The organism is Nocardiopsis sp. NPDC006938 (genome assembly GCF_042869555.1).
Lineage (GTDB): Bacteria > Actinomycetota > Actinomycetes > Streptosporangiales > Streptosporangiaceae > Nocardiopsis.
This window is the reverse complement of sequence record NZ_JBIAGA010000001.1, coordinates 511,217-532,716: the sequence shown is the minus strand read 5'-3', so window position 1 is coordinate 532,716 and position 21,500 is coordinate 511,217. Positions and strand designations below refer to the sequence as shown.

General features: G+C 72.7%; 14 protein-coding genes. 9 read left to right on the top strand and 5 right to left on the bottom strand.

The annotated features are described in order from the left end of the window. Nucleotides 1-159 precede the first annotated feature (159 nt). Both ACFYL4_RS02295 and ACFYL4_RS02290 read left to right on the top strand, forming a co-directional pair. Complete coding sequence (locus tag ACFYL4_RS02295) at nucleotides 160-966, top strand: IclR family transcriptional regulator (RefSeq protein ID WP_387515788.1); 807 nt, start codon at nucleotides 160-162, stop codon at nucleotides 964-966. Nucleotides 967-1,142: 176 nt separating this feature from the next. Beyond that, a complete protein-coding gene (locus tag ACFYL4_RS02290) occupies nucleotides 1,143-2,396 on the top strand; it encodes a 4-hydroxybenzoate 3-monooxygenase (protein ID WP_387515786.1) in 1,254 nt (417 codons plus the stop codon). 13 nt (nucleotides 2,397-2,409) lie between these two features. Here ACFYL4_RS02290 and ACFYL4_RS02285 read toward each other — a convergent pair whose 3' ends face one another. Then, entirely contained in the window at nucleotides 2,410-4,491 is a 2,082-nt protein-coding gene (locus ACFYL4_RS02285; RefSeq protein ID WP_387515784.1) for an acyltransferase family protein, read from the bottom strand. Nucleotides 4,492-4,881: 390 nt separating this feature from the next. On the opposite strand from ACFYL4_RS02285, the gene ACFYL4_RS02280 reads away from it, so the two are divergent. Then, complete coding sequence (locus ACFYL4_RS02280; RefSeq protein ID WP_357764994.1) at nucleotides 4,882-6,018, top strand: hypothetical protein; 1,137 nt, start codon at nucleotides 4,882-4,884, stop codon at nucleotides 6,016-6,018. Between the two features lie 71 nt (nucleotides 6,019-6,089). Here ACFYL4_RS02280 and ACFYL4_RS02275 read toward each other — a convergent pair whose 3' ends face one another. Beyond that, entirely contained in the window at nucleotides 6,090-7,295 is a 1,206-nt protein-coding gene (locus ACFYL4_RS02275; protein ID WP_357764996.1) for an ROK family transcriptional regulator, read from the bottom strand. A 174-nt stretch (nucleotides 7,296-7,469) separates the two neighbouring features. Between ACFYL4_RS02275 and ACFYL4_RS02270 the strand changes: the two genes are divergently transcribed. The 3 genes from ACFYL4_RS02270 (at nucleotide 7,470) to ACFYL4_RS02260 (ending at nucleotide 10,630) form a co-directional block, all read left to right on the top strand. Beyond that, nucleotides 7,470-8,834, top strand: coding sequence for an extracellular solute-binding protein (locus ACFYL4_RS02270; RefSeq protein WP_387515782.1), 1,365 nt, complete (start codon nucleotides 7,470-7,472; stop codon nucleotides 8,832-8,834). 60 nt (nucleotides 8,835-8,894) lie between these two features. Further along, a complete protein-coding gene (locus ACFYL4_RS02265; RefSeq protein WP_357765001.1) occupies nucleotides 8,895-9,728 on the top strand; it encodes a sugar ABC transporter permease in 834 nt (277 codons plus the stop codon). A 68-nt stretch (nucleotides 9,729-9,796) separates the two neighbouring features. Beyond that, nucleotides 9,797-10,630: a carbohydrate ABC transporter permease gene (locus ACFYL4_RS02260; RefSeq protein WP_387515972.1), complete on the top strand. Its 834-nt coding sequence runs from the start codon at nucleotides 9,797-9,799 to the stop codon at nucleotides 10,628-10,630. Nucleotides 10,631-10,746: 116 nt separating this feature from the next. Here the strand turns inward: ACFYL4_RS02260 and ACFYL4_RS02255 are convergent, their stop codons facing one another. Further along, nucleotides 10,747-13,842 (bottom strand): alpha-mannosidase, encoded by a 3,096-nt coding sequence (locus ACFYL4_RS02255; protein ID WP_387515780.1) that lies wholly within the window; start codon nucleotides 13,840-13,842, stop codon nucleotides 10,747-10,749. A 281-nt stretch (nucleotides 13,843-14,123) separates the two neighbouring features. On the opposite strand from ACFYL4_RS02255, the gene ACFYL4_RS02250 reads away from it, so the two are divergent. Continuing rightward, the gene (locus ACFYL4_RS02250; protein ID WP_387515778.1) at nucleotides 14,124-14,879 is read left to right on the top strand and encodes an ABC transporter ATP-binding protein; all 756 of its coding nucleotides are present in this window, start codon (nucleotides 14,124-14,126) and stop codon (nucleotides 14,877-14,879) included. Continuing rightward, nucleotides 14,873-17,524 (top strand): FtsX-like permease family protein, encoded by a 2,652-nt coding sequence (locus ACFYL4_RS02245; protein WP_387515776.1) that lies wholly within the window; start codon nucleotides 14,873-14,875, stop codon nucleotides 17,522-17,524. The genes ACFYL4_RS02250 and ACFYL4_RS02245 overlap by 7 nt, the downstream gene beginning before the upstream one ends. A gap of 305 nt (nucleotides 17,525-17,829) precedes the next feature. Here the strand turns inward: ACFYL4_RS02245 and ACFYL4_RS02240 are convergent, their stop codons facing one another. Then, nucleotides 17,830-18,570, bottom strand: coding sequence for a response regulator (locus ACFYL4_RS02240; protein ID WP_387515970.1), 741 nt, complete (start codon nucleotides 18,568-18,570; stop codon nucleotides 17,830-17,832). 22 nt (nucleotides 18,571-18,592) lie between these two features. Continuing rightward, nucleotides 18,593-20,299: a sensor histidine kinase gene (locus tag ACFYL4_RS02235; RefSeq protein ID WP_387515774.1), complete on the bottom strand. Its 1,707-nt coding sequence runs from the start codon at nucleotides 20,297-20,299 to the stop codon at nucleotides 18,593-18,595. Between the two features lie 406 nt (nucleotides 20,300-20,705). Between ACFYL4_RS02235 and ACFYL4_RS02230 the strand changes: the two genes are divergently transcribed. Continuing rightward, entirely contained in the window at nucleotides 20,706-21,398 is a 693-nt protein-coding gene (locus ACFYL4_RS02230; RefSeq protein WP_357765015.1) for a GntR family transcriptional regulator, read from the top strand. Nucleotides 21,399-21,500: the final 102 nt, after the last annotated feature.

The following is a 21,500-nucleotide window of genomic DNA, read 5'->3' as shown; positions in this document are numbered from 1 at the left end:
TTGGGCGTCGGCGGGTCGATCCGGGGCGATCCGAAGCGCGTCGTCCGACCCGCTCGTGCGCGCCGTCGTGACCGGTGGCAGACTGATCGCAGCAGTGTTCGCCATGCGACCGAGCGCGCGATGGGCGAACGGACCGTTCGGGTGCAAAGGTGCGCGGCGATGGCCAGGTCGACCTCGGGGGAGTCCGTTCTCACCCGTGCCATGAGGGTCCTGCGCGCCTTCGGAGCCGGTACCCCGGCGCTCACGGTCTCCGAGATCGCCCGGCACGCCGACCTCCCGGTGACCACCGCGCACCGCATGGTGCGCGAACTCGTCGCGCTCGGAGCACTGGAACCCGCGCCCGGCAAGCGCGTCCGCGTCGGGTACCAGCTGTGGGAGATCGCCTCACTCTCCTCACCCGTCCGTGACCTCAGCCGTACGGCTCTGCCCTTCATGGAGGACCTCCACGCGGTGGTGCGCGAGCACACCCAGCTCGGGGTGCTGGAGGGCACCGACGTCCTCTACCTCGAACGCCTCTCCGCCCGCGACGCCGGGCACAACGCCGCCGAGATCGCGGGACGGCTGCCGGTCCACGCCACCTCCACCGGCCTGGTACTGCTCGCGCACGGCCCCGCCGCCCTCCAGGAGAGGGTCCTCGGAGGGCGGCCGCGCCAACACACGCCGCACACCGTCACCGACCCCACCGACCTGCGGCGCCTGCTCGCCGCCGTGCGCAGGGACGGATACGCCATCGCCTCCCGGATGATCGACCCGGGAGCCGTGGGGCTCGCGGCGCCCGTCCGCGACCGGGACGACCGGGTGGTGGCGGCCCTGTCCGTCGTCGTCCCCTTCCGCGATGACGCCCCGGCGCGTACGTACGTCCCCGTCCTGCTCGCGGCCGCCCGGGGCATCTCCCGCGCCATGGGCGCTCCGCTCCCCGGCGGGGACGCGATCAGGACCAGGGGCCACCGCGCGCCGCCCGGCTGAGACCGGCGACGGTGCGCCCCCGGCGGCCCGCGCACCCCACCCTCGAGTCTTCGCCGTGTGCCCGGCGGAGCGTGAGCCCGCCCGTCACCCCGTTCTCGGCGGTCCCCGGAGGAAACCTTGCCATTCAACGGAAGCGGGGCTGGTGCCGGACGTCCGGTGGACCGCATCCTGTGCTCATGCGCACCAACCCTCACCAGGAACGGACCCGGGTGGCCGTCGTCGGCGCCGGGCCCGCGGGCCTCCTGCTCTCCCACCTGCTCTCCCTGTCCGGCATCGACTCCGTCGTCATCGACGTGCGCACCCGCGCCGACATCGAGGCGACCATGCGCGCCGGCATCCTCGAACAGGGGACGGTCGACCTCATGACCGGTACCGGGGTGGGCGCCCGGCTCCTCAGCGAGGGTCGGCGACACGAGGGCGTCGCGATCCGCAGCAGGGGAGAGTCCCGCCGCATCGACTTCCCCTCCCTCACCGGGCGCGCCGTCCACCTGTACCCCCAGCACGAGGTGCTCAAGGACCTCGTCGCCGCCCGCCTCGACGACGGCGCGGACCTGCGGTTCGGGGTGGGGGACGTCAGCGTGCACGGTGTCACCTCCGACACCCCGGTGGTCCGCTTCACCGAAGCGGACGGCACGCGTGTGGAGCTCGCGTGCGCCGTCGTGGCCGGGTGCGACGGCTCACAGGGCGTCTGCCGCACCGCCGTCCCCCGACAGGCGCGCACCGACTACTTCCACGCCTACCCGCACGGCTGGTTCGGCATCCTCACCGAGGCGCCGCCCAGCTCCGACGAGCTGGTCTACGCCCACTCCGACCGGGGGTTCGCGCTGATCAGCTCGCGTACGCCCACCGTCCAACGGATGTACTTCCAGTGCGACCCCGCCGAGGACGCGGCGGCCTGGAGCGACGAACGGATCTGGGCCGAACTGCGCGCCCGCGTCAACGGGAACGGGTTCGAGCTCCAGGAGGGGCCGGTGATCCAGCGGGGCGTCATCCCCATGCGCAGCTACGTGGTCGACCCCATGAGCCACGGGCGCCTCTACCTGGCCGGAGACGCCGCGCACACCGTCCCGCCCACCGGGGCCAAGGGGCTCAACCTGGCCGTCGCCGACGTCGCCGTGCTCTGCCAGGCGCTCGAACGCTTCTTCCACCAAGGCTCCTCCGAGCTGCTCGACTCCTACGGACGCACCGCCTCCGACCGGGTGTGGCGGGCACAGCACTTCTCCTGGTGGATGACGTCCATGCTGCACACCGCCCCCGACGCGGACGCCTTCGGACGACGCCGCCAGTTGGGCGAGATCGACCAGCTCACCGGCTCCCGGGCCGGGAGCGCCTACCTCGCCGAGGCCTACACCGGTTGGCCGCTCGCGCTCACCAACCCGGACTCGGTCATCAGCGACACCGTGCGCCGGTCCGCGGAACGCGCCCCCTGACCCCCGTGGCCCTTCAGCCGACGCCCAGGGCCTCGTCCATCCGCGAGCCCAGGACGTCGGCGAGCAGCAGCGCGTACGTGCCGGTGAGGTGGTGCGAGTCCCGGTAGACCACCACGTTGCCGATCACCGCCGGGCAGGTGTCGCCGGTGCAGATCCGGTCGTTGAGGTCGACCAGCGCGGCACCCTCCACCTCCCGGACAGCCAGCTCCTGGGGGTCGTCCCGGCTCAGCGCGGCCGACGCCGGACGATCGCACGAGGAGGGGGCCTCCGAGTGCCTGGCCAGGCAGTCGAGCACGTCCGACGAGGTGCGGGGGGTGTCCCGGATCACCACGAGCGGGACACCGGGCGCGACGACCTCCTCCCACAGTTCCACCATCCCCGCCGCCATGGCGTCACGCGCGTCGGGGCCGGACTGGTAGCCGTGGGGGAGCCCGGCGGCCGAGGAACTGGTGACCACCATGTCGGGCTCCAGCCGGTCGATCTCGTCGGCCACCGCCCGGTTCCACTCCGAGCACTCCTCGTAGACCGCCCCCTCGCGACCCACCTCGGCGGCGGTGAACGCGCACGCCGACTTGTTGAACACCACCAGCCGCCAGCCCCGCTCCTCCGCCAGTTCGTTCAGGGCGGGGAACCACTGGGTGCTGTGGGAGTCACCCGTGAGCGCCACCGTGGTGTCCGCGTCGTCGGGACCGTACACGCACGGGTCCGAGGGGTCGCTCTTGTCGAAACCCGCGTGGCAGCCGTCGTCGTAGGCCTCGGGGGTGTCGTCCTCCGCCCCGATCGGTGAGGGGAACATCAACGCCCGCTCGGGGGAGGGCAGGCCGATCGCCCGGGGGCCCAGGTGCACCTCGGGGTCGAACTCGCTCGTCTGGAAGCGCTCGAGCCGTGTCAGGGCCGCGGCGCTGACCGCGGCCACGGACAGGACGCCCACCAGGGCCACGGCGAGGGCGGCGCGGCCGGTACGCACCAGCCCGTACCGGGCCACCGGGTCCTCCACCCACAGCTTGGTCGCCCACGCCAACAGGACCGACAGGACGGCCACCGCGACGGCCCCGAGGGGTCCCAGGGTGTCCCGTTCGAGGAGCACCAGGGCGAACACGATCAGCGGCCAGTGCCACAGGTACAGCGCGTAGGAGACGTCACCGACGAACCGGGCCGGTCCGGTGCTCAGCACACGGGAGGCGGAGGGGCCCTCGGAGCGTTCGGCGGCGATCACGGCCGCGGTACCGAGGACGGGCAGCAGCGCCGCGTACCCGGGGAAGGGCGTACCCGAGTCGTAGAGCACGGCGGAGGCCACCACGGCGCCCAGACCCGCCCAGCCCAGGGGGAGCCGGAGCCGCCGGGGCAGACCGCGATCGGCCAGGAACACCGCCAGCAACCCGCCCGTGGCCAGCTCCCACGCCCGCGTCGTGGGCAGGAAGTACGCGGCCGGGGTGCCGCTCGCGGTCAGCAGCACCGAGCAGAGCAGCGAGGCGGCGAACACCGAGGCCAGCACCACCGTGAGCAGCCGCAGCCCGGAGCCGGGAGCCCGCGTCCGCCGCCGGAGCATGAGCGCCCACAGGACGAACAGCAGCGGCCAGACCACGTAGAACTGCTCTTCCACCGACAACGACCAGAAGTGCTGGACGGGGCTGGGGGCGGTCTCGGCCGCCAGGTAGTCCAGTGCCTGGTCGGCGAGGTACAGGTTCTCCACGTACGCGGCGGAGGCCAGCGTCTGCCAGGCGGTGTCGGCCAGCCGGGTGACCGGCAGCAGGGCCAGCGCCGCGGCCCCGGTGGTCAGGAGCACCACCGTGGCGGCCGGGAGGAGGCGGCGCACCCGGCGTACGTAGAACCCGGCCAGCGACACCCGGCCGTGTTCGCGCACCTCCCGCAGGAGCAGCGAGGTGATGAGGAAGCCGGAGATCACGAAGAACACGTCGACGCCCACGTAGCCGCCCGGCAGGAGCCGCGGATTCAGGTGGTAGGCGAGCACGAGCAGCACGGCCACGGCGCGCAGCCCCTGAACCTCGGGTCGGAACCGGCTTCCCCGTCCCCGGGCACCGGTTCTTTCTGGGGCGGCCTCGACCTGTGGCGAGGTGGAGTCGGGTGATCGCATGCCGTCATCCTGCGCCCGGAGACACCCCGCGCGCACCGAACGCGGAAGAGCTTTCGCCAGTGTTTCCTGAGTCTTCGCCCTCTGGAGGGACACCACCCGCGTCGACCGCGACGACGATCACGTCCGCAGGTACCGGAGGGGCGGAGATTCCCGCATCGCGCCGTGAGGGCACCGGACGGTCACGGACGGAAACGGAGTGTGGGCGAGCGGGTCGGGGCGCGCTATGGAGATCCGGAGGGACCGTGCCCGCAGAACGGGGGGAACCGGTGCGGAGCGGACGCCGAGGGGCCGCCGAGTCGACGTTGGTGGCGCGTCCGCGCTGGTTCTCGGGCACACTGGCTTGAGGACCCTTTCTTCCCCACCCCCAGCCCCCGTGCGAGGAGACACCCCGTGGCCACCTTCGCCCGTATCCGTCTGGCGGCGGTCATCGTGGTGCTGATCGTTCCCGCGGTGCTGTTTCCACTGGTCGGCGGCTGGGCGCTGCTCTGGCTGCCCTGTGCGATGGCACTGCTGGGCGCGGCCCTGGCACGCCCGGAGCTGTTGGCTGCCGCGCTCGGGCCGCTGACGGCCCGGCTCGGGGTCGAGGAGGGCGAACCGCGGAAGGAGACCGACGTGCGAGACTCCGCTGGCGAGCTCCGCGAACGCCCGGACCAGGGCGACGAGCCCGCGCCGGTCGAGGCGCCGCGCGGCCGGACCGGGACGCGGGGGGTGCGTACACGCCGGATCGACCTGCCGAGCGCCGTCGACGACTACGCCTTCGGGTTCTCCGCGCTCGTCCACTGGCGCTGGGCCCACCGGGTCGACCTGAGCCTGCGCAACCCGGCGGGGCCGGCGGTCCGCTCGGTGGTGCTGCGCGCCCGCGAGGTCCTGCGGGACGTGCACCCGAGCGATTGGGCCGTCGCCGAGAGCGAGCTGGAGTCGGCGTTCGCGGTGGAGGAGCCGGTCTGCGGCGGGACGATCCAGGTGTGGGCGGAGAGCGTCCGCCTGGACCTGGACGACGAGGACGAGGTTCGCCTGGACCGCATGGCCCACCTGCGCAAGGACCGGGCGCTGTGGGCGGCCGAGCACGAGGCCGCCCGTGTGCGCGCGTCGATGTCCGACGAGATCGGGGACGTGATCGGTCCCGGAGGCGGGACCCGCCCCGGCCGCGAGCCGGAGCCGCGCTACACGGCCGCGGCCCACGACCTGCCCGGGGCGCCGGACCTGGTGGACCTGTCGGACGTGGCCGTCGTGCACGGGCCCCACGGGACGACCGATCTCCGGGAGGACCTCGACCAGGGGCCGCCCACCCCCGGGAGCGGGGTGGACGAGGAGGGCTACGAGAGCTACTGGTGGCCCGCCGAGCAGGAGCCGGACGAGGGCGGCATGGAGCAGGACGTCCAGGTCGCCATCCTGCGCGGTCTCATCGACTCGGTGGAGGGGGAGGCCGAGCGCGCGGCGTTCGTCCGTGAGCAGGTGGAGATCCTGGAACGGAGCGGGTTCCCCGACGTCGCCGAGCGCATCCAGTCCGTCTACCCGGAGCGCTGACCCCGGGCGTTCGGCTGCGCGGGCCCCGAGCCCGCCCCGGTCGCGCGGTGCGGGTGAGGGCGCGCACGAGTTCACACGCTGGCGACCTCGGGCGCGTACGCCGCGTGCAGCACCAGCGCGGCCGCGCCGATGGCCCCGACGTCCTCGCCGATGCTCGACGGTTCCACCCGGACCCGCCGCACGGAGCGGGCGATCGATCGCTCGGACACCGCATCGTGCAGCGTGGAGCCGTACAGCCCGCCGACGTGCGACATCCCCCAGCCGCCGAGCACCACCAGGGGTACGTCGACCAGGTTGAGCAGCGTGGTCGCGGCCTGGCCGAGGCGCCGCCCGGCGGCGTTCACCACCTCCAACGCGACGGGGTCCCCGGCGTGGGCCTCGCGGCACACCCTCCGGTAGGCGGCGACCGTGCGGGCCTGACCGCGTTCGAAGTCCGACGCCTCGCCCCGGCGGCGGGCCGCCTCCGTGGCCACCGCGTGCGGCGCGACGTAGGTCTCCAGGCATCCCCGGCTCCCGCACGGGCACAGTGGTCCGAGCGGGTCCACCGTGACGTGACCGATCTCGGCGGCGTTCAGGGTGGTGCCCCGGTAGACGCGCCCGTCCAGTACCAGGCCGCCGCCGACTCCGGTGCCCACGTAGACGAAGGCCATGTCGGAGGAGCGCTCCTCGCCGCCCGACCAGCGCTCGCCGATGGTCGCGGCGGTGGCGTCGTTGTCGATGACCACCTTCAGCCCGGTTCCCTCCGCCAACGCCTCGCGCAGTGGTACCGACCGCCATCCGGGCAGGTGGGGAGGGGTGACGACGCCTCCTGCGGTGTCGAGGGGGCCGGGGGTGGCCACCCCGAGGCCCAGGATGCGGCCCGGGACGTCCGCCTGCTCCACGACGGACCGCACCGAGCGGCTGAGGGCGTCGATCACCCGTCGGGGCCCCTGCGACGCGGGGGTGCGGCGGCGGCTGCGCGCGACGACCCTCCCGGCCAGGTCGGTGACGACCAGCGTCGTGGAGGCGGGGTCGATGTGCATGCCGACCGCGTAGTAGGCGCCCGCGTTGAGGCGGAGCACCGTGGCGGGCTTGCCCCCGCGCGAGGTGGCGCGGCCGTCCTCCAGAACCAGCCCGCCCTCCAGGAGCCTGCGCACGATGTTGGAGACCGTCTGCGCGGTGAGCCCGGTCCGCTCGGCCAGTTCCACCCGGCTGATTCCGTCGGAGCGGCGCACGGCGTCCAGCACCCTGCTCTGGTTGAGCCCGCCCAGCCACAGCAGGTTGGTGCTTGTACGCATACGCCGATTCCTCTTCCGCCCGACCGGGCCGCCGACTGACCACATGAGGGTAACCGCCCCGGAAGGGTCCACTTCACCCATTGTCTTTATCCAAGGTTTTTAGTAAGCAAGTGATGTGAGTCACGTGTCGGGGGCTACGGGCGCCCGGCACCCACTTCGTCGCGAGGGGCCCCGATGAGGAGAATCCGACGGAACACCATTCGTGCGGCGGTCGCCGTCCCGCTCCTGGCACTGGTCGCCTCGGGCTGCTCGGCCGGAGCGGAACGGGACGCGGACACCGTCCGCGTCGTCTACCAGAAGTTCGGCACCTTCATCGCGATGGACTCCCTGATGCGCCAGGTCAAGGAGGAGTTCGAGGACGCCAACCCCGGCGTCACCGTCGAACTCCACGCCGTCGAGGCGCAGGCCGAGGACTACCAGACCCAGGTCAACCTCATGAACGGTTCCCCCAGCGAGGCACCGGACCTCATCTACCAGGACACGTTCACCATCAACCAGGACGCCGACGCCGGGTACCTCATGCCGCTCGACGACCGGTTCGACGCCTGGGACGAGCGGGACCAGTACAGCGAGCAGGAGGCCTCGGCGGTCACCTCGCTGGACGGCCAGCGCTACGGAGTGATGCTCGGCACGGACGTGCGCGGACTCTGGTACAACACCGAACTGCTGGAGCGGGCCGGGATCGCGACCCCCTGGACCCCGTCCACCTGGGACGAGGTCCTCGACGCCGCCCGCACCGTGCGTTCCGAGCTCGGTGACGGCGTGGTGCCGCTGAACGTCTACTCCGGAACCCCCGCCGGGGAGGCCGCCTCCCTCCAGGGCTTCCAGATGCTGCTCAGCGGCACCGGGGGGACCCTGTTCGACGACGAGACGCAGCGCTGGGTGACCGGCGGCACCGGGTTCACCGACTCCCTCGGGTTCCTGCGGACCCTCTACGAGGAGGACCTCACCCTCGACCCCCAGGACGCCCTCGACGCCAACGTCGGCACGGTCAACAACGAGGAGCGCTTCCCCTCAGGGCGGATGGCGATCAGCCTGGAGGGCTCCTGGGCCACCCAGTCCTGGATCGCGGAGGCCAACCAGCCGTGGCCCGAGTGGGAGGAGGTCATGGAGTTCACCCCGATGCCCACCCAGGAGGGGCAGGGCGCCGGAGCCACCAGCATGTCCGGCGGTTGGGCGCTCTCCATGGGGGCCAACGCCACCGACCCCGACCTGGCCTGGGAGGTCATGACCCACGCACTCAACCGTGAGAACGCCGTCAAGTTCGCCGTCGAGGGCGGACAGATCCCGGTCCGCGCGGACGTCGCCGAGGACCCCGTCTTCCTGGAGGCCTCTCCGATGGCCGGGGAGTTCGCCGCACTGGTCGACATCACCGGGTTCCGGCCCGCCTACAGCGAGTACCCGAGGATCTCCCTGGCCGTCCAGGAGGCGATGGAGGGCGTGATGCTCGAACAGGCCACCCCGGAGGAGGCGGCGCGGGCCTACGACGAGGAGGTCGAGGGCATCGTGGGGCCGGACCGTGTCACGACGGGCTCCTGAGCGGTGTCCGCGGTCGGGTCGCGCCAGCCCCTGGCCCGGGCGGCGCGGTGGGTGGTCCCGATGGCCCCGGCCCTGTTCCTGCTGTTGGCCTTCTTCGCCGGGCCGATCCTGTGGACGGTGTGGGCCTCCCTCACCAACGCCGCACTGACCGGGGCGCAGGCCGCGCACACCGAGTTCGTGGGGTTCGACAACTTCTCCCAGCTGCTCGCCGACCCCCGGTTCCGGACCGCCACGCTCCTCACGGCCGTCTTCCTGGTGGGGTGTGTGGCCGGGCAGACGGTCCTGGGGCTGGCCCTGGCGCTGCTGCTCCAGAACCGCCACGGCGCGGTCCGGGCCCTGGTGGGCGCGGTCGTGGTCGGCGCCTGGGTGGTGCCGGAGGTCGTGGCAGGGTTCGTCTGGTACGCCTTCCTCGAACGGGAGGGCACCCTCAACTCGGTGCTGGCCCGGGTCGGAGCCGATCCCCAGAACTGGCTGTTCACCGCCCCGCTCCTGGCCGTGGTCCTGGCCAACGTGTGGAAGGGCACGGCCTTCTCGATGATGACCTACTCGGCGGGGCTGTCCGAGGTCCCCGGTGAGCTCAGGGAGGCGGCGCGGGTGGACGGGGCCTCCGGGTTCCAGGTGCTGTGGCACGTGGTCATCCCGCTCCTGCGGCGTACCCTGGCCACCACGCTGCTGCTGGTCACGCTCCAGACCGTGCAGGTGTTCACTCTCATCTTCGTGATGACCTCGGGCGGGCCGGGAGCCCGCAGCACCACGCTCCCACTGCTCATGTACCAGGAGGCGCTGCGGATGGGCGACCTCGGGTACGGCACCGCCATCGCGCTGGCGCTGCTCGTGGTGGCCGGGCTGTTCTCGACCGTCTACGTGTGGATGCTGAGCAAGGAGGAGCGGTGAACGACGAACCGAACGAAGGCGGGGGCGGCGACCGGCGGCGGCACGGCGCCGCGGGTCGGGCCCGTGCGGTGGTCAGTTCCCCGAGCCGGGTCGCGGGTACCCTCCTCACCCACCTCGTGCTGGGCGTCCTCGCGGTGTTGTTCCTGGTGCCGATGCTCTGGATGCTCGTGGCGGCCGTCGACCCCGAACCGTCGTTGCGGGCCAGCGCGCCCTCAGGGTTCACGCTCGACCACTTCGGGGCGATCCTGACCCCCGAGACCGTCTACCTGCCGATCTGGAACAGCATCCTGACCTGCGGGGGAGCGGCGCTCATCACGGCGGTGTGCTCGATGCTGGCCGCCTACCCGCTGTCCCGGTACAACCTCCGGTTCCGCAGGCCGTTCCTGTACACGGTGCTGTTCGCCACCGGGCTTCCGGTCACGGCGATCATGGTGCCGGTGTACGGGATGTTCGTGCAGGCCAACCTGTTGAACTCGCTGGTCGCGACCACCCTGTTCCTGTCCGCGAGCACCCTGCCGTTCGGGATCTGGCTCACCAAGAACTTCATCGACGGCATCCCGATCGCCCTGGAGGAGGCGGCCTGGGTGGACGGGGCCTCGGCCTGGCAGTCGATCCGCCACCTCGTGGCCCCTCTGCTCGCGCCCGGGCTGGCGGTGGTCGCGATCTTCACCCTCGTCACCACCTGGGGCAACTTCTTCGTCCCGTTCATCCTGCTGACGAGTCCGGACAAGATGCCCGCGGCGGTACGCGTGTTCACGTTCTTCGGCCAGTACGGTTCGGTGCGCTACGGCGAGCTGGCCGCGTACTCACTGATCTACACCGTGCCGGTCGTCGTGCTGTACATGGCGGTCTCACGGGCCCTGGGCGGCCGTTTCGCCCTGGGTGGCGCCGTGAAGGGGTAGATCCCGTCTCGACCAGCACACCTGGCGACCACGCTCTCCCGGGCCGGGACGGGAAGGGCAGAGGCGCGGTGACCGGGGCCCGGGCCCGGGACGGCGGGCCCGGGCCCCGGAGTCGGTCAGCGCTCCAGGCGCAGGGTCAGGATCTGGAACGGCCGCAGTGAAAAGGACACCCGACGGGGTCCGGGCTCCGACGAGGTAACCGGCTCGACGAGCAGCTCCGGGGCCTCCTCGTCGTCCTCCTCCAACAGGTTCACCGCACGCACCCCCGTGACCGGGAACCCGGTGCTCACCGTGGCGCGGGCGCGGCCGCCGCGCGCCTCGTACATCCGCACCACCACGTCGCCCGAGCGGTCGTCGGCGAGCTTGACCGCCTCGACCACCACGCCGGGGTCGTCCACGGCCACCAGCGGTTCCACCGCGGCGTCACCGGGCACCTCGCGCACCGGCAGGTTGAGACGGTAGCCCTCGCGCACGGCGTCCCCGACCTCCGCCCCCGGCGCCAGCGCGTACCGGAACCGGTGCTCGCCCTGGTCGGTGTCGGGATCGGGGAAGCGCGGGGCGCGCAGCAGCGACAGACGCACCGTGGTCGTGGTGCCACCGTCGTCCCGGACGTCGCGGGTCACGTCGTGGCCGTAGGTGGAGTCGTTGAGCACCGCCACCCCGTACCCGGGCTCGGCCACGTGCACCCAACGGTGGGCACAGATCTCGAACCTGGCCGTGTCCCACGACGTGTTGGTGTGCGTGGGGCGCCTGACGTGGCCGAACTGGATCTCCGACGACGACTCGTGCGCGCGCACGTCCAGCGGGAAGGCGGCCTTGAGGAACTTCTCCCGTTCGCGCCAGTCCACGACCGTCTCCACGTCCAGTCGCCGGGTACGAGGGGACAGGGAGATCACCTGGACCACGGTGGAGTCGCCGAAGGAACGGGTGACGCGCAGCGCGACGGACGCGGAGCCGGGGGGCTCGGGCTCCACGCTCTCGACGTCGGTGAGGTCCACCGTGGTGTTGCGGTAGAACTCGTCCACGTCCCAGGCGTCCCACTGGTTGGGCAGGTCCTGGTGCACCTGGAGCAGGTTGCCGGGGCGTCCGGGCGCGAGCACCTCCCGGCCCCCCGCGACCGCGGACAGGTCCAGGACCGAGGTGACCAGCCCCCGCCCGTCCACCCGTACCCTCAACAGCTCGTTCTCCATGACGAAGCCGCCCGGAGTGAGCGGGTCCGGGCCGAGGAGGGCGGACCCGGGGACCCCGTCACCCATCCGGTGCCGGGGCAGGGCGCCCAGGGCGGGGACGCCGTCGAGTTCGTGCGGCGTCGGGTTGAACACCACACCCGACGATCCGGGCTCCTGTCCGTCCGCTCCGTCACCGGCGAGCCGGTCCTGCGCCAGCGCGATGATCCCCTCGAGTTCCCGTGCCACCCGGGCGTAGGTCTCGGCTGCCTCCCGGTGCACCCAGGCGATCGAGCTGCCGGGCAGGATGTCGTGGAACTGGTGGAGCAGGACCGTCCGCCACAGCTCCTCCAACCGTTCGTACGGGTAGGGGGCGTCCGTGCGCACGGCGGCCGTGGCCGACCACAGCTCGGCCTCGCGCAGCAGGTGCTCCGATCGCCGGTTGCCCTGCTTGGTCGCGGCCTGGCTCGTGTAGGTGCCGCGGTGGAACTCCAGGTACAGCTCGCCCCACCACACCGGGGCGTCGGCGTACTCCTCGCGCGCCTTGGCGAAGAAGCGTTCCGGGTGCTCGATCTCCACCGTCGGCGAGCCCTCGAGGTCACGCAGGCGCGCGGCCCGGGCGAGCATCTCGCGGGTGGGTCCGCCGCCGCCGTCGCCGTGGCCGAACGGCACGAGGGAGCGCGAGGCGCCCCCCTTGTCACGGAAGTTGCGTGACGCGTGGGCCAGCTCGGCGCCGGTGAGCTCGGCGTTGTAGGTGTCGACCGGAGGGAAGTGGGTGAAGACGCGGGTGCCGTCCAACCCCTCCCACCAGAAGGTGTGGTGAGGGAAGCGGTTGGTCTGGCTCCACGAGATCTTCTGGGTGAGGAACCAGCGCGAACCCGACAGCCGGACCAGCTGGGGAAGCGCCGCCGAGTACCCGAAGGAGTCCGGCAGCCACACCTCCCGCGTGTCCACTCCCAGTTCGTCGCGGAAGAAGCGCTTGCCGAGGACGAACTGGCGGGCCAGCGCCTCCGACCCGGGCATGTTCGTGTCGGACTCCACCCACATGCCCCCGACCGGGACGAACCGCCCTGCCTCGGCGGCCCGCACGACCCGGGAGAACACCTCCGGACTGTGGTCCTTGAGCCAGGCCCACTGCTGGGCCTGGGACATCGCGAACACGAGCTCCGGGTGGTCGTCCAACAGCGCCACCACGTTGGCGCTGGTCCGCGCCACCTTGCGGACGGTCTCGCGCAGGGGCCAGAGCCAGGCGGAGTCGATGTGGGCGTGTCCCACGGCCGACACCCGGTGGGCGCTGGCCGACGCGGGGGAGCGCAGCACCGGGGCCACCGCCTCCCGGGCCCGCTCCGCCGTACCGGGAACGTCCTGGAGGTCCAGGGCGTCCAGGGCACGACCCAGGGTGCGCAGCAGCTCCCAGCGGCGGGGGTCGCCGGTGTCCAACTCGCGCATGAGCCCGCCCGCGACCTCCAGGTCCAGGGCCAGCTCCCACACCTGGCCTTCGAAGACGGCCAGGTCGGCGCGGGCCAGCCGGTACAGCGGCCGGTCCTCGGGGCCGAGCCCCGAGCCGAGGTCCGTGGGCCGGAACGGTGGATCGCCCAGGATCACCGGGTTGGCGGCGGCCTCCACGTGGAATTCGACGGTCTCGCCGCCGTCCACGGGCGAGCCGACCGGAATCCAGGCGTTGCGGGGGTTGAGCCCCTTCACCACGGTGCCGTCGGCGAGGTGGACCAGACCCTCACACTGGAAGCCGGGCATCGCGTCGTCGAAACCCAGGTCGACCACGGCCTCCACCGTGCGACCGGCCCACTCGGCGGGCACCCGGCCGCGCAACCGGAACCAGGTGGTGCCCCAGGCCGGGCCCCAGGCGTCACCCACCCGGGCGGGCGCGTGGGGCGCGCCGATTCCCTCCTCCGCCGGGACCGGCTCCCCGGGCGCGTCCCAGCGGCCCACCTCCAGGGGGATCGAGGTCGTGTACACCGCGGGCCACACGCGTTCCCTCAGAACGCGGTCCAGTCGTGCCTCGGTCAGCCGCCGGTCGTCGTGCACGGTGGGTCTCCGTTCGGTCGTCCCCTGGCAGATGCCGCGTACACTGCCAGCGCTTCGGCACTTCGTCAATGCTTTGGACGAAGTCCGTTCGGGGGGTGTCGCCGCCGCACCGGGCGAGCGGGACAGGAGGGCGGGGTCCGTGGGCGCCGCCATAGCGCATCCATCCGAGTTCCACCCCTGTCGATCGACAGGGGGCCACCCCGCCGGTCGTCAGTGTCGGCCCCGGTGCCCCGATTCCTAGCGTGGTTCCAGATAGCGGGACACGTGAGGGAAGGGACCCGATGACGACCACACCGTCGCGACAGCGCGACACGGTACTCCAGGCGAGCGAGCTCGTCCGGAGCTACGGAGAGGGAGAAACCGCGGTCACCGCCGTGGCGGGCGTGAGCCTCGCCTTCCACACCGGGGAGTTCACCGCGATCATGGGCCCTTCCGGCTCCGGAAAGTCCACGCTCATGAACCTCCTGGCGGGCCTGGACACCCCCACCTCGGGGCGGGTGCTGGTCGAGGGACGAGACCTCTCTCGGCTCACTGACCGGGAACTCGCCCGGCTACGGCGCGAACGTGTCGGCTTCGTCTTCCAGTCCTTCAACCTGTTGCCCGCGCTCACCGCCGAACAGAACATCCTGCTTCCGCTGCGGCTCTCCGGCCAACGCCCCGACCGCGCGCACCTGGACGAGGTCGTGGCGTCGCTGCGGATCGGTGACCGGCTCGCCCACAGACCTCCGGAACTCTCCGGAGGGCAGCAACAGAGGGTCGCCGTCGCCCGCGCCCTGCTCACCCGCCCCGCCGTGCTCTTCGCCGACGAACCCACCGGGGCCCTGGACGTCACCAGCGGTCGGGAACTGCTCGAACACCTGCGTTCGGCCAGCACCGAACTCGGCCGGACCATCGTCATGGTCACGCACGACCCCGTCGCCGCCACCTACGCAGACCGGGTCCTGACGATGTCCGACGGGCTCCTGCGCGACTCCCTCGAACGGCCCACCACCAACGAGGTCCTCACCGCGATGGCCCGAACGGAGACCCGATGCTGAACCTCGCGTGGGCCCAGCTCCGCGCCCACCCCGCCCGGCTGCTCGCCGTCCTGCTCGCGGTCGTGCTCGGCACGCTCTTCCTCGCGGCCACGGCGGTGTTCTCCTCGACCTCCAGCGCGGGCCTGCGCGCGGTGGCCGCCGCGCCGCTGACCGTCGCCGACGTGGTCGTGGACCTCGACCCGCAGGGCGCCGACCCCGGGCCGGACTGGGCCGACCGGGTCGCCGCACACCCCGACGTCACGGCGGTCGCGCCGGTCCACGCGCGCACCGTCGAGGTGGTCACCGACGGCCTGCGGGGAACCGCCAACGTCTACGGGCTCGCGGACGACCCCGGGCTGCGCTGGTTCGACCTGGCCGAGGGCGACTGGCCGACCGGCCCCGACGAGGTGGTGGCCGACACCGCCACGCTGGAGTCGCTGGGGCTCGCGGTGGGGGACACGGTCCGGCTCGTCGGGGGGCACGACCCCGCGCGCGAGGGTAGGGCCGGGGAACGGGTCCATGAGGACGGCGCGGGGGACAGCGCGCGGGAGGGCGCGGCGGCGGGCGGTGCGGTCGGGGACGCCGCGCCGGAGGGCGTTGACGTCGCCCCGGCGGTGGACGCCCCGCAGGGGGCGGGCGCGGCGGACAGCACGCACGAGGTCACGGTGGTGGGCAGCACCGACCCGGGGTTTCGACCTCTGACCGGCGTGCGGCACACCTTCCACGCCCCCGCGGCGTACTTCGCCGGAGACACCCCCCTCACCGTGCTGGCCAGCACGGTCGACGGGGTCGACCCCCAGGACGCGGTAGACGGCCTCACCGGCGCCCTGCCGGGTGACCTGCACGTGATGACCGCCGAGGAACAGTCCCGGATGGCCGCCGACCGGTTCGCGGGCGGTTCCCAGCAGCTCGGCCTCCTCCTGCTCGTGTGCGCGCTCATGGCCCTGCTCGCGGCGGCGATGGTCATCTCCAACACCTTCACGATCCTGCTCTCCCAACGCCGTCGCGACACCGCGCTGCTGCGCCTGGTCGGCGCCGATCGCCGTCAGGTGCGCGAGCTGGTCGTCACGGAGGCCCTCCTCATCGGGCTGACCGGCTCCCTGATCGGGGCCGGAGCGGGCATCGCCGCCGGATACGCGGGGGCCTCCCTGGCCGGGATGGCCGGAGACGGTCTGCGTCTGGCCCCGCTCCCGTTGCTCGGCTGCGTCGCGGCGGGGGTCGGCACCACCGTGGCCGCCGCCTGGTTCCCGGCGCGCTCGGCCTCCACCACCGCTCCGGTCGAGGCGCTGAGGTCGGCGCCGTTGGACGACGGAGTACACCTGCGCCGCAGACGCGTGCTCGGGGCGCTACTCGCGCTCACGGGGCTGGCGACCATGGCCCTTGGCACCTGGACGGGGTCGCTGCCACTCGCGATCGCCGGAGGCTTCGCCGGGGCGATCGGTCTGCTCCTGGCGCTGCGCCACCTGATCGCCCGACTCCTGCGCTGGGCACATGGTCCGCTGCGCCGGATGGGCGGGGTCGCGGACCTGGCCGGAGCCAACCTCCGCCGGGACACCGGCAGAGCCGCCACCGCCACACTCGCCCTCGTCCTGGGGCTCGGCCTGATCAGCGCCCTCACCACCGCGGCCGCCACCGGCAGGGCCACCATCGACGGTGACCTGGACTCCCGCTACCCGGTGGAGGTGAGCGCCCGCGCGGACACGGGCTCCGTCGACACCGACACAGTGGAGCGGATACGGGCGATCGAGGGGCTGGAGTTCGTGGAGGCACCCCGGACGGCGCCGGTGACGGTCCAGGGGTGGGACGAGGTGACCCTGATCGGCGTCTCGCCGAGTCTCGCCGAGGTCGTCGGTGCCGACGAGCTCCTCGACACCGGAACCGGCACGGGCGTCGGCGGAGGTTCCGACCGGGGGACCACCGGGGGGACGGAGCCCGTCATGCTGGTCTCCGGCGATCAGCTGAAGGCGCTGGGCGCCGTACCCGGGCAGAGCACCGAACTGGTCCTGGACGGCACCGCCCGTACGTTCACCCTGTACCCGTCCGCCCTGGCCACCGCCTCCGGAACGGCCGCGCCGGTGGTCCTCGAGGACGTTCTTGACGGTGTCACCCGGGGTTGGGATCAGGGCGTGGTGTGGGGGGTGGCGGCCCCTGGAGCGGACCGGGAGCACCTCGCCGACCAGATGGACCTGGTGGCCGGGGCTGATCCGGGTGTCGCGGTCAGCGGAGCACTCAGCGAGAGGAGGGACCTCACCGAAATCCTCGACCTCTTGGTCGCGCTGGCCCTGGTGATGCTGCTCGTCACCGTGGTCATCTCCAGCCTCGGGGTGGCCAACACGCTGAGCCTGTCGGTCCTGGAGAGAACCAGGGAGACGGCCCTCCTGAGAGCTTTGGGCCTGAGCCGGGGCGGTCTTCGTGGAACCCTCGCCGTCGAAGCCGTGGTCATCTCCCAGCTCGGAGTGGTCCTGGGAGTGCTGGTCGGCCTGCCGTACGGCGTGCTCGGGGTGGGCGCGATCGTGGGGCGCACCGCGCCCCTGGTGGTGTCGGTTCCCTGGGCGCAGCTGGGACTGCTCCCGGTCGCCGCATTGGCGATCGGTGTACTCGCCACCCTCGCACCCGCCGTTCGTGCCGCCCGTATCGCGCCGGCCGAAGGTCTCACCCGGGCGTGAACGCTCATCCGAGCCACCCTCGTCCGGCGGCTCGCGCGGGATCGTCCGCGATTCGGGTGGGGGCCGTCGAGACCCCCGTTCGGAGCTCGATCCGGGGCCGGAGCCCAGCCGGGGCGACGGCGACGCCGCTGGTGTCGGCCCTGGGAGCGACGCCGCTGGGGTCGACGCCGTGCCGGGAGCCACGGCGCCGTCAGTACCCCGATCGGCGACGCCCCCGGTGCCGTCGGCGCGACCGGGGGCGTCGCGGTTGGACGGCTGGTGGCAGTGCGGTCCCTGTGCCCGTGACAGGGCCGACGACGGCCGTGTCACGGCCGGTGCCGCTGGACCCCCGACTGGAAACGGGGGCCGGAGACGGTTCCGGCGCCGGACCGGTCCCCTCTCGGGGGGCACCGGTCCGGCTCCGTCAGACCGGCCTCGTGCGCGATCGCCGCCGCCTCCACCCGGTTACGGACCCCCAACCGACGCAGAATGGTACTCACGTGCCCCTTCACCGTTCCCTCCACCATGAAGAGCCGACGCCCGATGTCTCCGTTGGACAGCCCGATGGCCAGCAGGTGCAGTACCTCGTGCTCCCGGGCGGTCAGCCCGGCGAGGCGCTCCCGGGCGCGCAAGCGTGCGGTGGAGCGTTCGTGGGCCATGCCGTCGAGGACCCGGCGGGCCACCTTGGGGGAGAGGAAGGCCCCGCCCTCCGCGACCGCGCGCACCCCCAACAGCAGTTCCCTCGGGTCTCCGGTTTTGAGCAGGAACCCGTCCACACCGCTGTCGAGGGCCCGCACCACGTACTCCTCCTCGCCGAAGGTGGTCAGGATGACCACGCCGACGCCCGGTACGGCCCTGCGGATCTCGACCGCCGCCTCCAGCCCGTTCATGCCCGGCATACGGATGTCGACCAGAGCCACGTCCGGCCGGTGCGACCAGGCCATCTCCACACCCTGGCGTCCACCGGAGGCCTCGGCCACCACCTCGATCTCCGGATCGTTGCCGAGCACCGCCCGCACGCCCGCGCGGACCATCGCGTCGTCGTCAACCAAGAGCACCCTGACCACGCTCACACCCCTTCCCCCGTCCTCACGGCAGTACCTCCGCCGAGACCAGTCTCAGCGAGTCGAAACAGAGCCGGTAGCTGTCGAACTCGCCGGAGAGCACGTCCGCGCTGGACCGGTAGTGGCGGCAGTCCAGCCCCTCGGGTTCCTCGGGCCAGTACGCGGCGGTCACGGCGCCGGGGTTCAGCTCGCGAGGGGGGAGGAGGGCTTCCACCTCGGCTCGGTCCTGACCGACGCGCAGGCCATCGTAGACGCCCGGATCGAGGGTGGAACTGGCCGCCTCGTGCGTGGACATCCCCAACAACAGCCCGTACCCGACCATCGCGGCGAGGATCGGAACGGTCACGATGGTGCTGATCGCCCACAGGGTACGACGACGCACGCGTCGTTGCGGATGCTCCTCGATCTCCCCCGGGATCTCGTCCACCCCTGGAACCTCGTCGTCCGCCCCGCGGTCAACGGCGGTCCGGGCGCGGAGCCCGCAGCTGTCGGCGTCGCGCGGTTTCCGGTTCCCGCCCGGATCGTGACCACCGCGTCGACTCCCGTCGCACGACCGCCGACGCCCGTCAGCCCCCTGGTACCGGCCCCCGCCCCCGCTCCCAGATCCGGACCCGCTGCTGGTTCTGTGGCCGGACCCAGGGCCGGGACCGGGTCCGAACACCCCTGCGGACGTTCCCGCCGGGTGGCCGACCGTGGCGGAGGCGCCCTGAACGGCCCGGTCCCCTTCAGCGCCGCCGGTCGCTTGGGCGTCCTGAGCCGGGCCCGGCTCCCGCGTCGGGAGCTGGGCCACCACCACCCAGTACCCGTTGTCCGGTCCGGCGGTCAATGCGCCCCCGGCCAGGTGGACCCGTTCCCGAAGCCCGACCAGGCCGCTACCGGCCCCGGGGGCGGGGCGCCGGTCGCCCCATTCCCGGGGCAGGGGGTTGCACACCCGCACCCCGACCGAGCCCGAGCCACCGTGCAGTTCCACCCGCGACTCCGTGTCCGGTGCGTGTTTGGCGACGTTGGTCAGGGCCTCCTGGACCACCCGGTACAGGGCCCGGTCGACCATCAGGGGAAGGTCGACCAGCGGGCCGCGTTCTTCGAGGGTCACGCGCAGACCCGCCTCGCGCGCGTCGTCGACCAGCCGGGTGAGACCGTCCCCGGTCGGGGCGAGCGGAGCGGGATCGGCGTCGGTGCGCAGGACGCCCACCGCGACCATCAGCTGTTCGGCCGCGCGGCCGGCCGCCTCCCGGAGCTGCCCGGCCTGGGCCCGGCGCTCCTCGGGCAGGTCGGGTGCCGTCTCCATCGCGCCGGCACCCAGCGCCAGCAGGCTCAACTGGTGGCCCATGGCGTCGTGCAGGTCCCGGGCGATACGCGAGCGCTCCCGCATGCGTGTGCGCTCGGTCCTCAACCGCAACTCCCGCTCCAGGGTTCGGGCCCGCTCCCAGCCCGCCCGTTCCAGGGCGGAGGTGCTGCGCAGGTACAGGCCGAGCAGCCACGGCAGCACCACCGCGAACACGGCGAGCACGCCTCCGGTCACCCACAGGCCCACGGGGTGGCCGCCGACCACCAGCGCTCCCACTCCGACCAGGCCCGCCACGGCGTGGGCGCATCCCGCCGCGCGCGGGTCCCGGGACAGTCGTCCGGTGAGCATGGCGGGCACCGGGACGGCCATCAGCAGGAACGGCCACCGCGGGGCCAGGACCAGCAGTAGGAGCGTGGCGGCCAAGGCCAGATCGCCTGCTGACACACGGCACGGTCGGTGGTGGGTGGGAGAGGAACGCATGGTGGGAACCTAGCCCGCCGGATGGGGCCGCGTCCCCTGTCGAAAGTCAGGGTGGGGACGCCGGGCCAGTGAGGATGGCACCGGTGGCGGGGCCGCCGTCCCAGGAGGACCCCGGAGAGCAGGGGCGGCCCATGAGTCCGGTCCCGCCCACGCGTCCACGCGTGCGCGCCCCCGGAGCCGCTCGGCTTCCCACGGGCCTCGGAATCCTGGGAGCGCGCCGCCCGGCGCGCGGAGCCCGCACGGCCGTGCGGTGACCGTCCGTGTCGTACTTCCCACTCCTTCGAACCCTTCCCGGGGCGAACTTTCGCGTGTTCGGAGCCCGGGCGCGTGGCATCCTGGGAGCGACACACCCCGGGGAGGAACCCAGCACATGAGCATCGACGCCTCACGGGACCGGTCTCGGTCGGTCCTCGGTTCGCTCACGGAGAGTGCCAGCCTGCGCGCGCGGGTGACGGAGGTGCTGCGTGAGGCCATGATCGCCGGGGAACTCGAACCCGGCCTCGTCTACTCGGCCCCCGCTCTCGCCGAACGCCTCGGCGTCTCCGCGACCCCGGTGCGCGAGGCCATGATGGAACTGACCCAGGAGGGGCTCGTGGAGACCCTCCGGCACCGGGGCTACCGCGTGGTGGAGTTCAGCGACGTCGCCCTGGACGAGCTCATCGAGCTCCGTGCGCTCATCGAGGTCCCCACGGTCGGCCGGGTCGCCGCGACCGCCACGCCCGAGCAGATCGCCGCGCTGCGTCCGCTCGCCGACCGGCTGACCGAGACCGCCGAGACCGGGCGGTTGCGCGAGTTCATCGCCAACGACATGGCCTTCCACCTCCAGCTGTTGTCGATCGCGGGTAACCGGAGGCTGGTCGAGGAGGTGCGTCGGCTCCGTGGGATGTCACGGCTGTCCGCGCTGCGCGGCCTCTATGAGCAGGGGCGCCTGGTCGACACCGCGCAGGAGCACCACGCGCTGCTGGATCGCCTCGAAGCGGGTGACGTGGCCGGTTCCGAGGCGCTCATGCGACACCATCTCGGGCACGTGCGGGGGGTCTGGGCCGGTCGGGCGGAGGTCTGAGGCCGGAGAGGAGACGCACGCATCAGGTAGCTGAGCTGCTTCGATTCGGTCACGGGTCTTGATTCGGGGAGGGTGCAATTGTACGTTGCACAAGTTCCCATC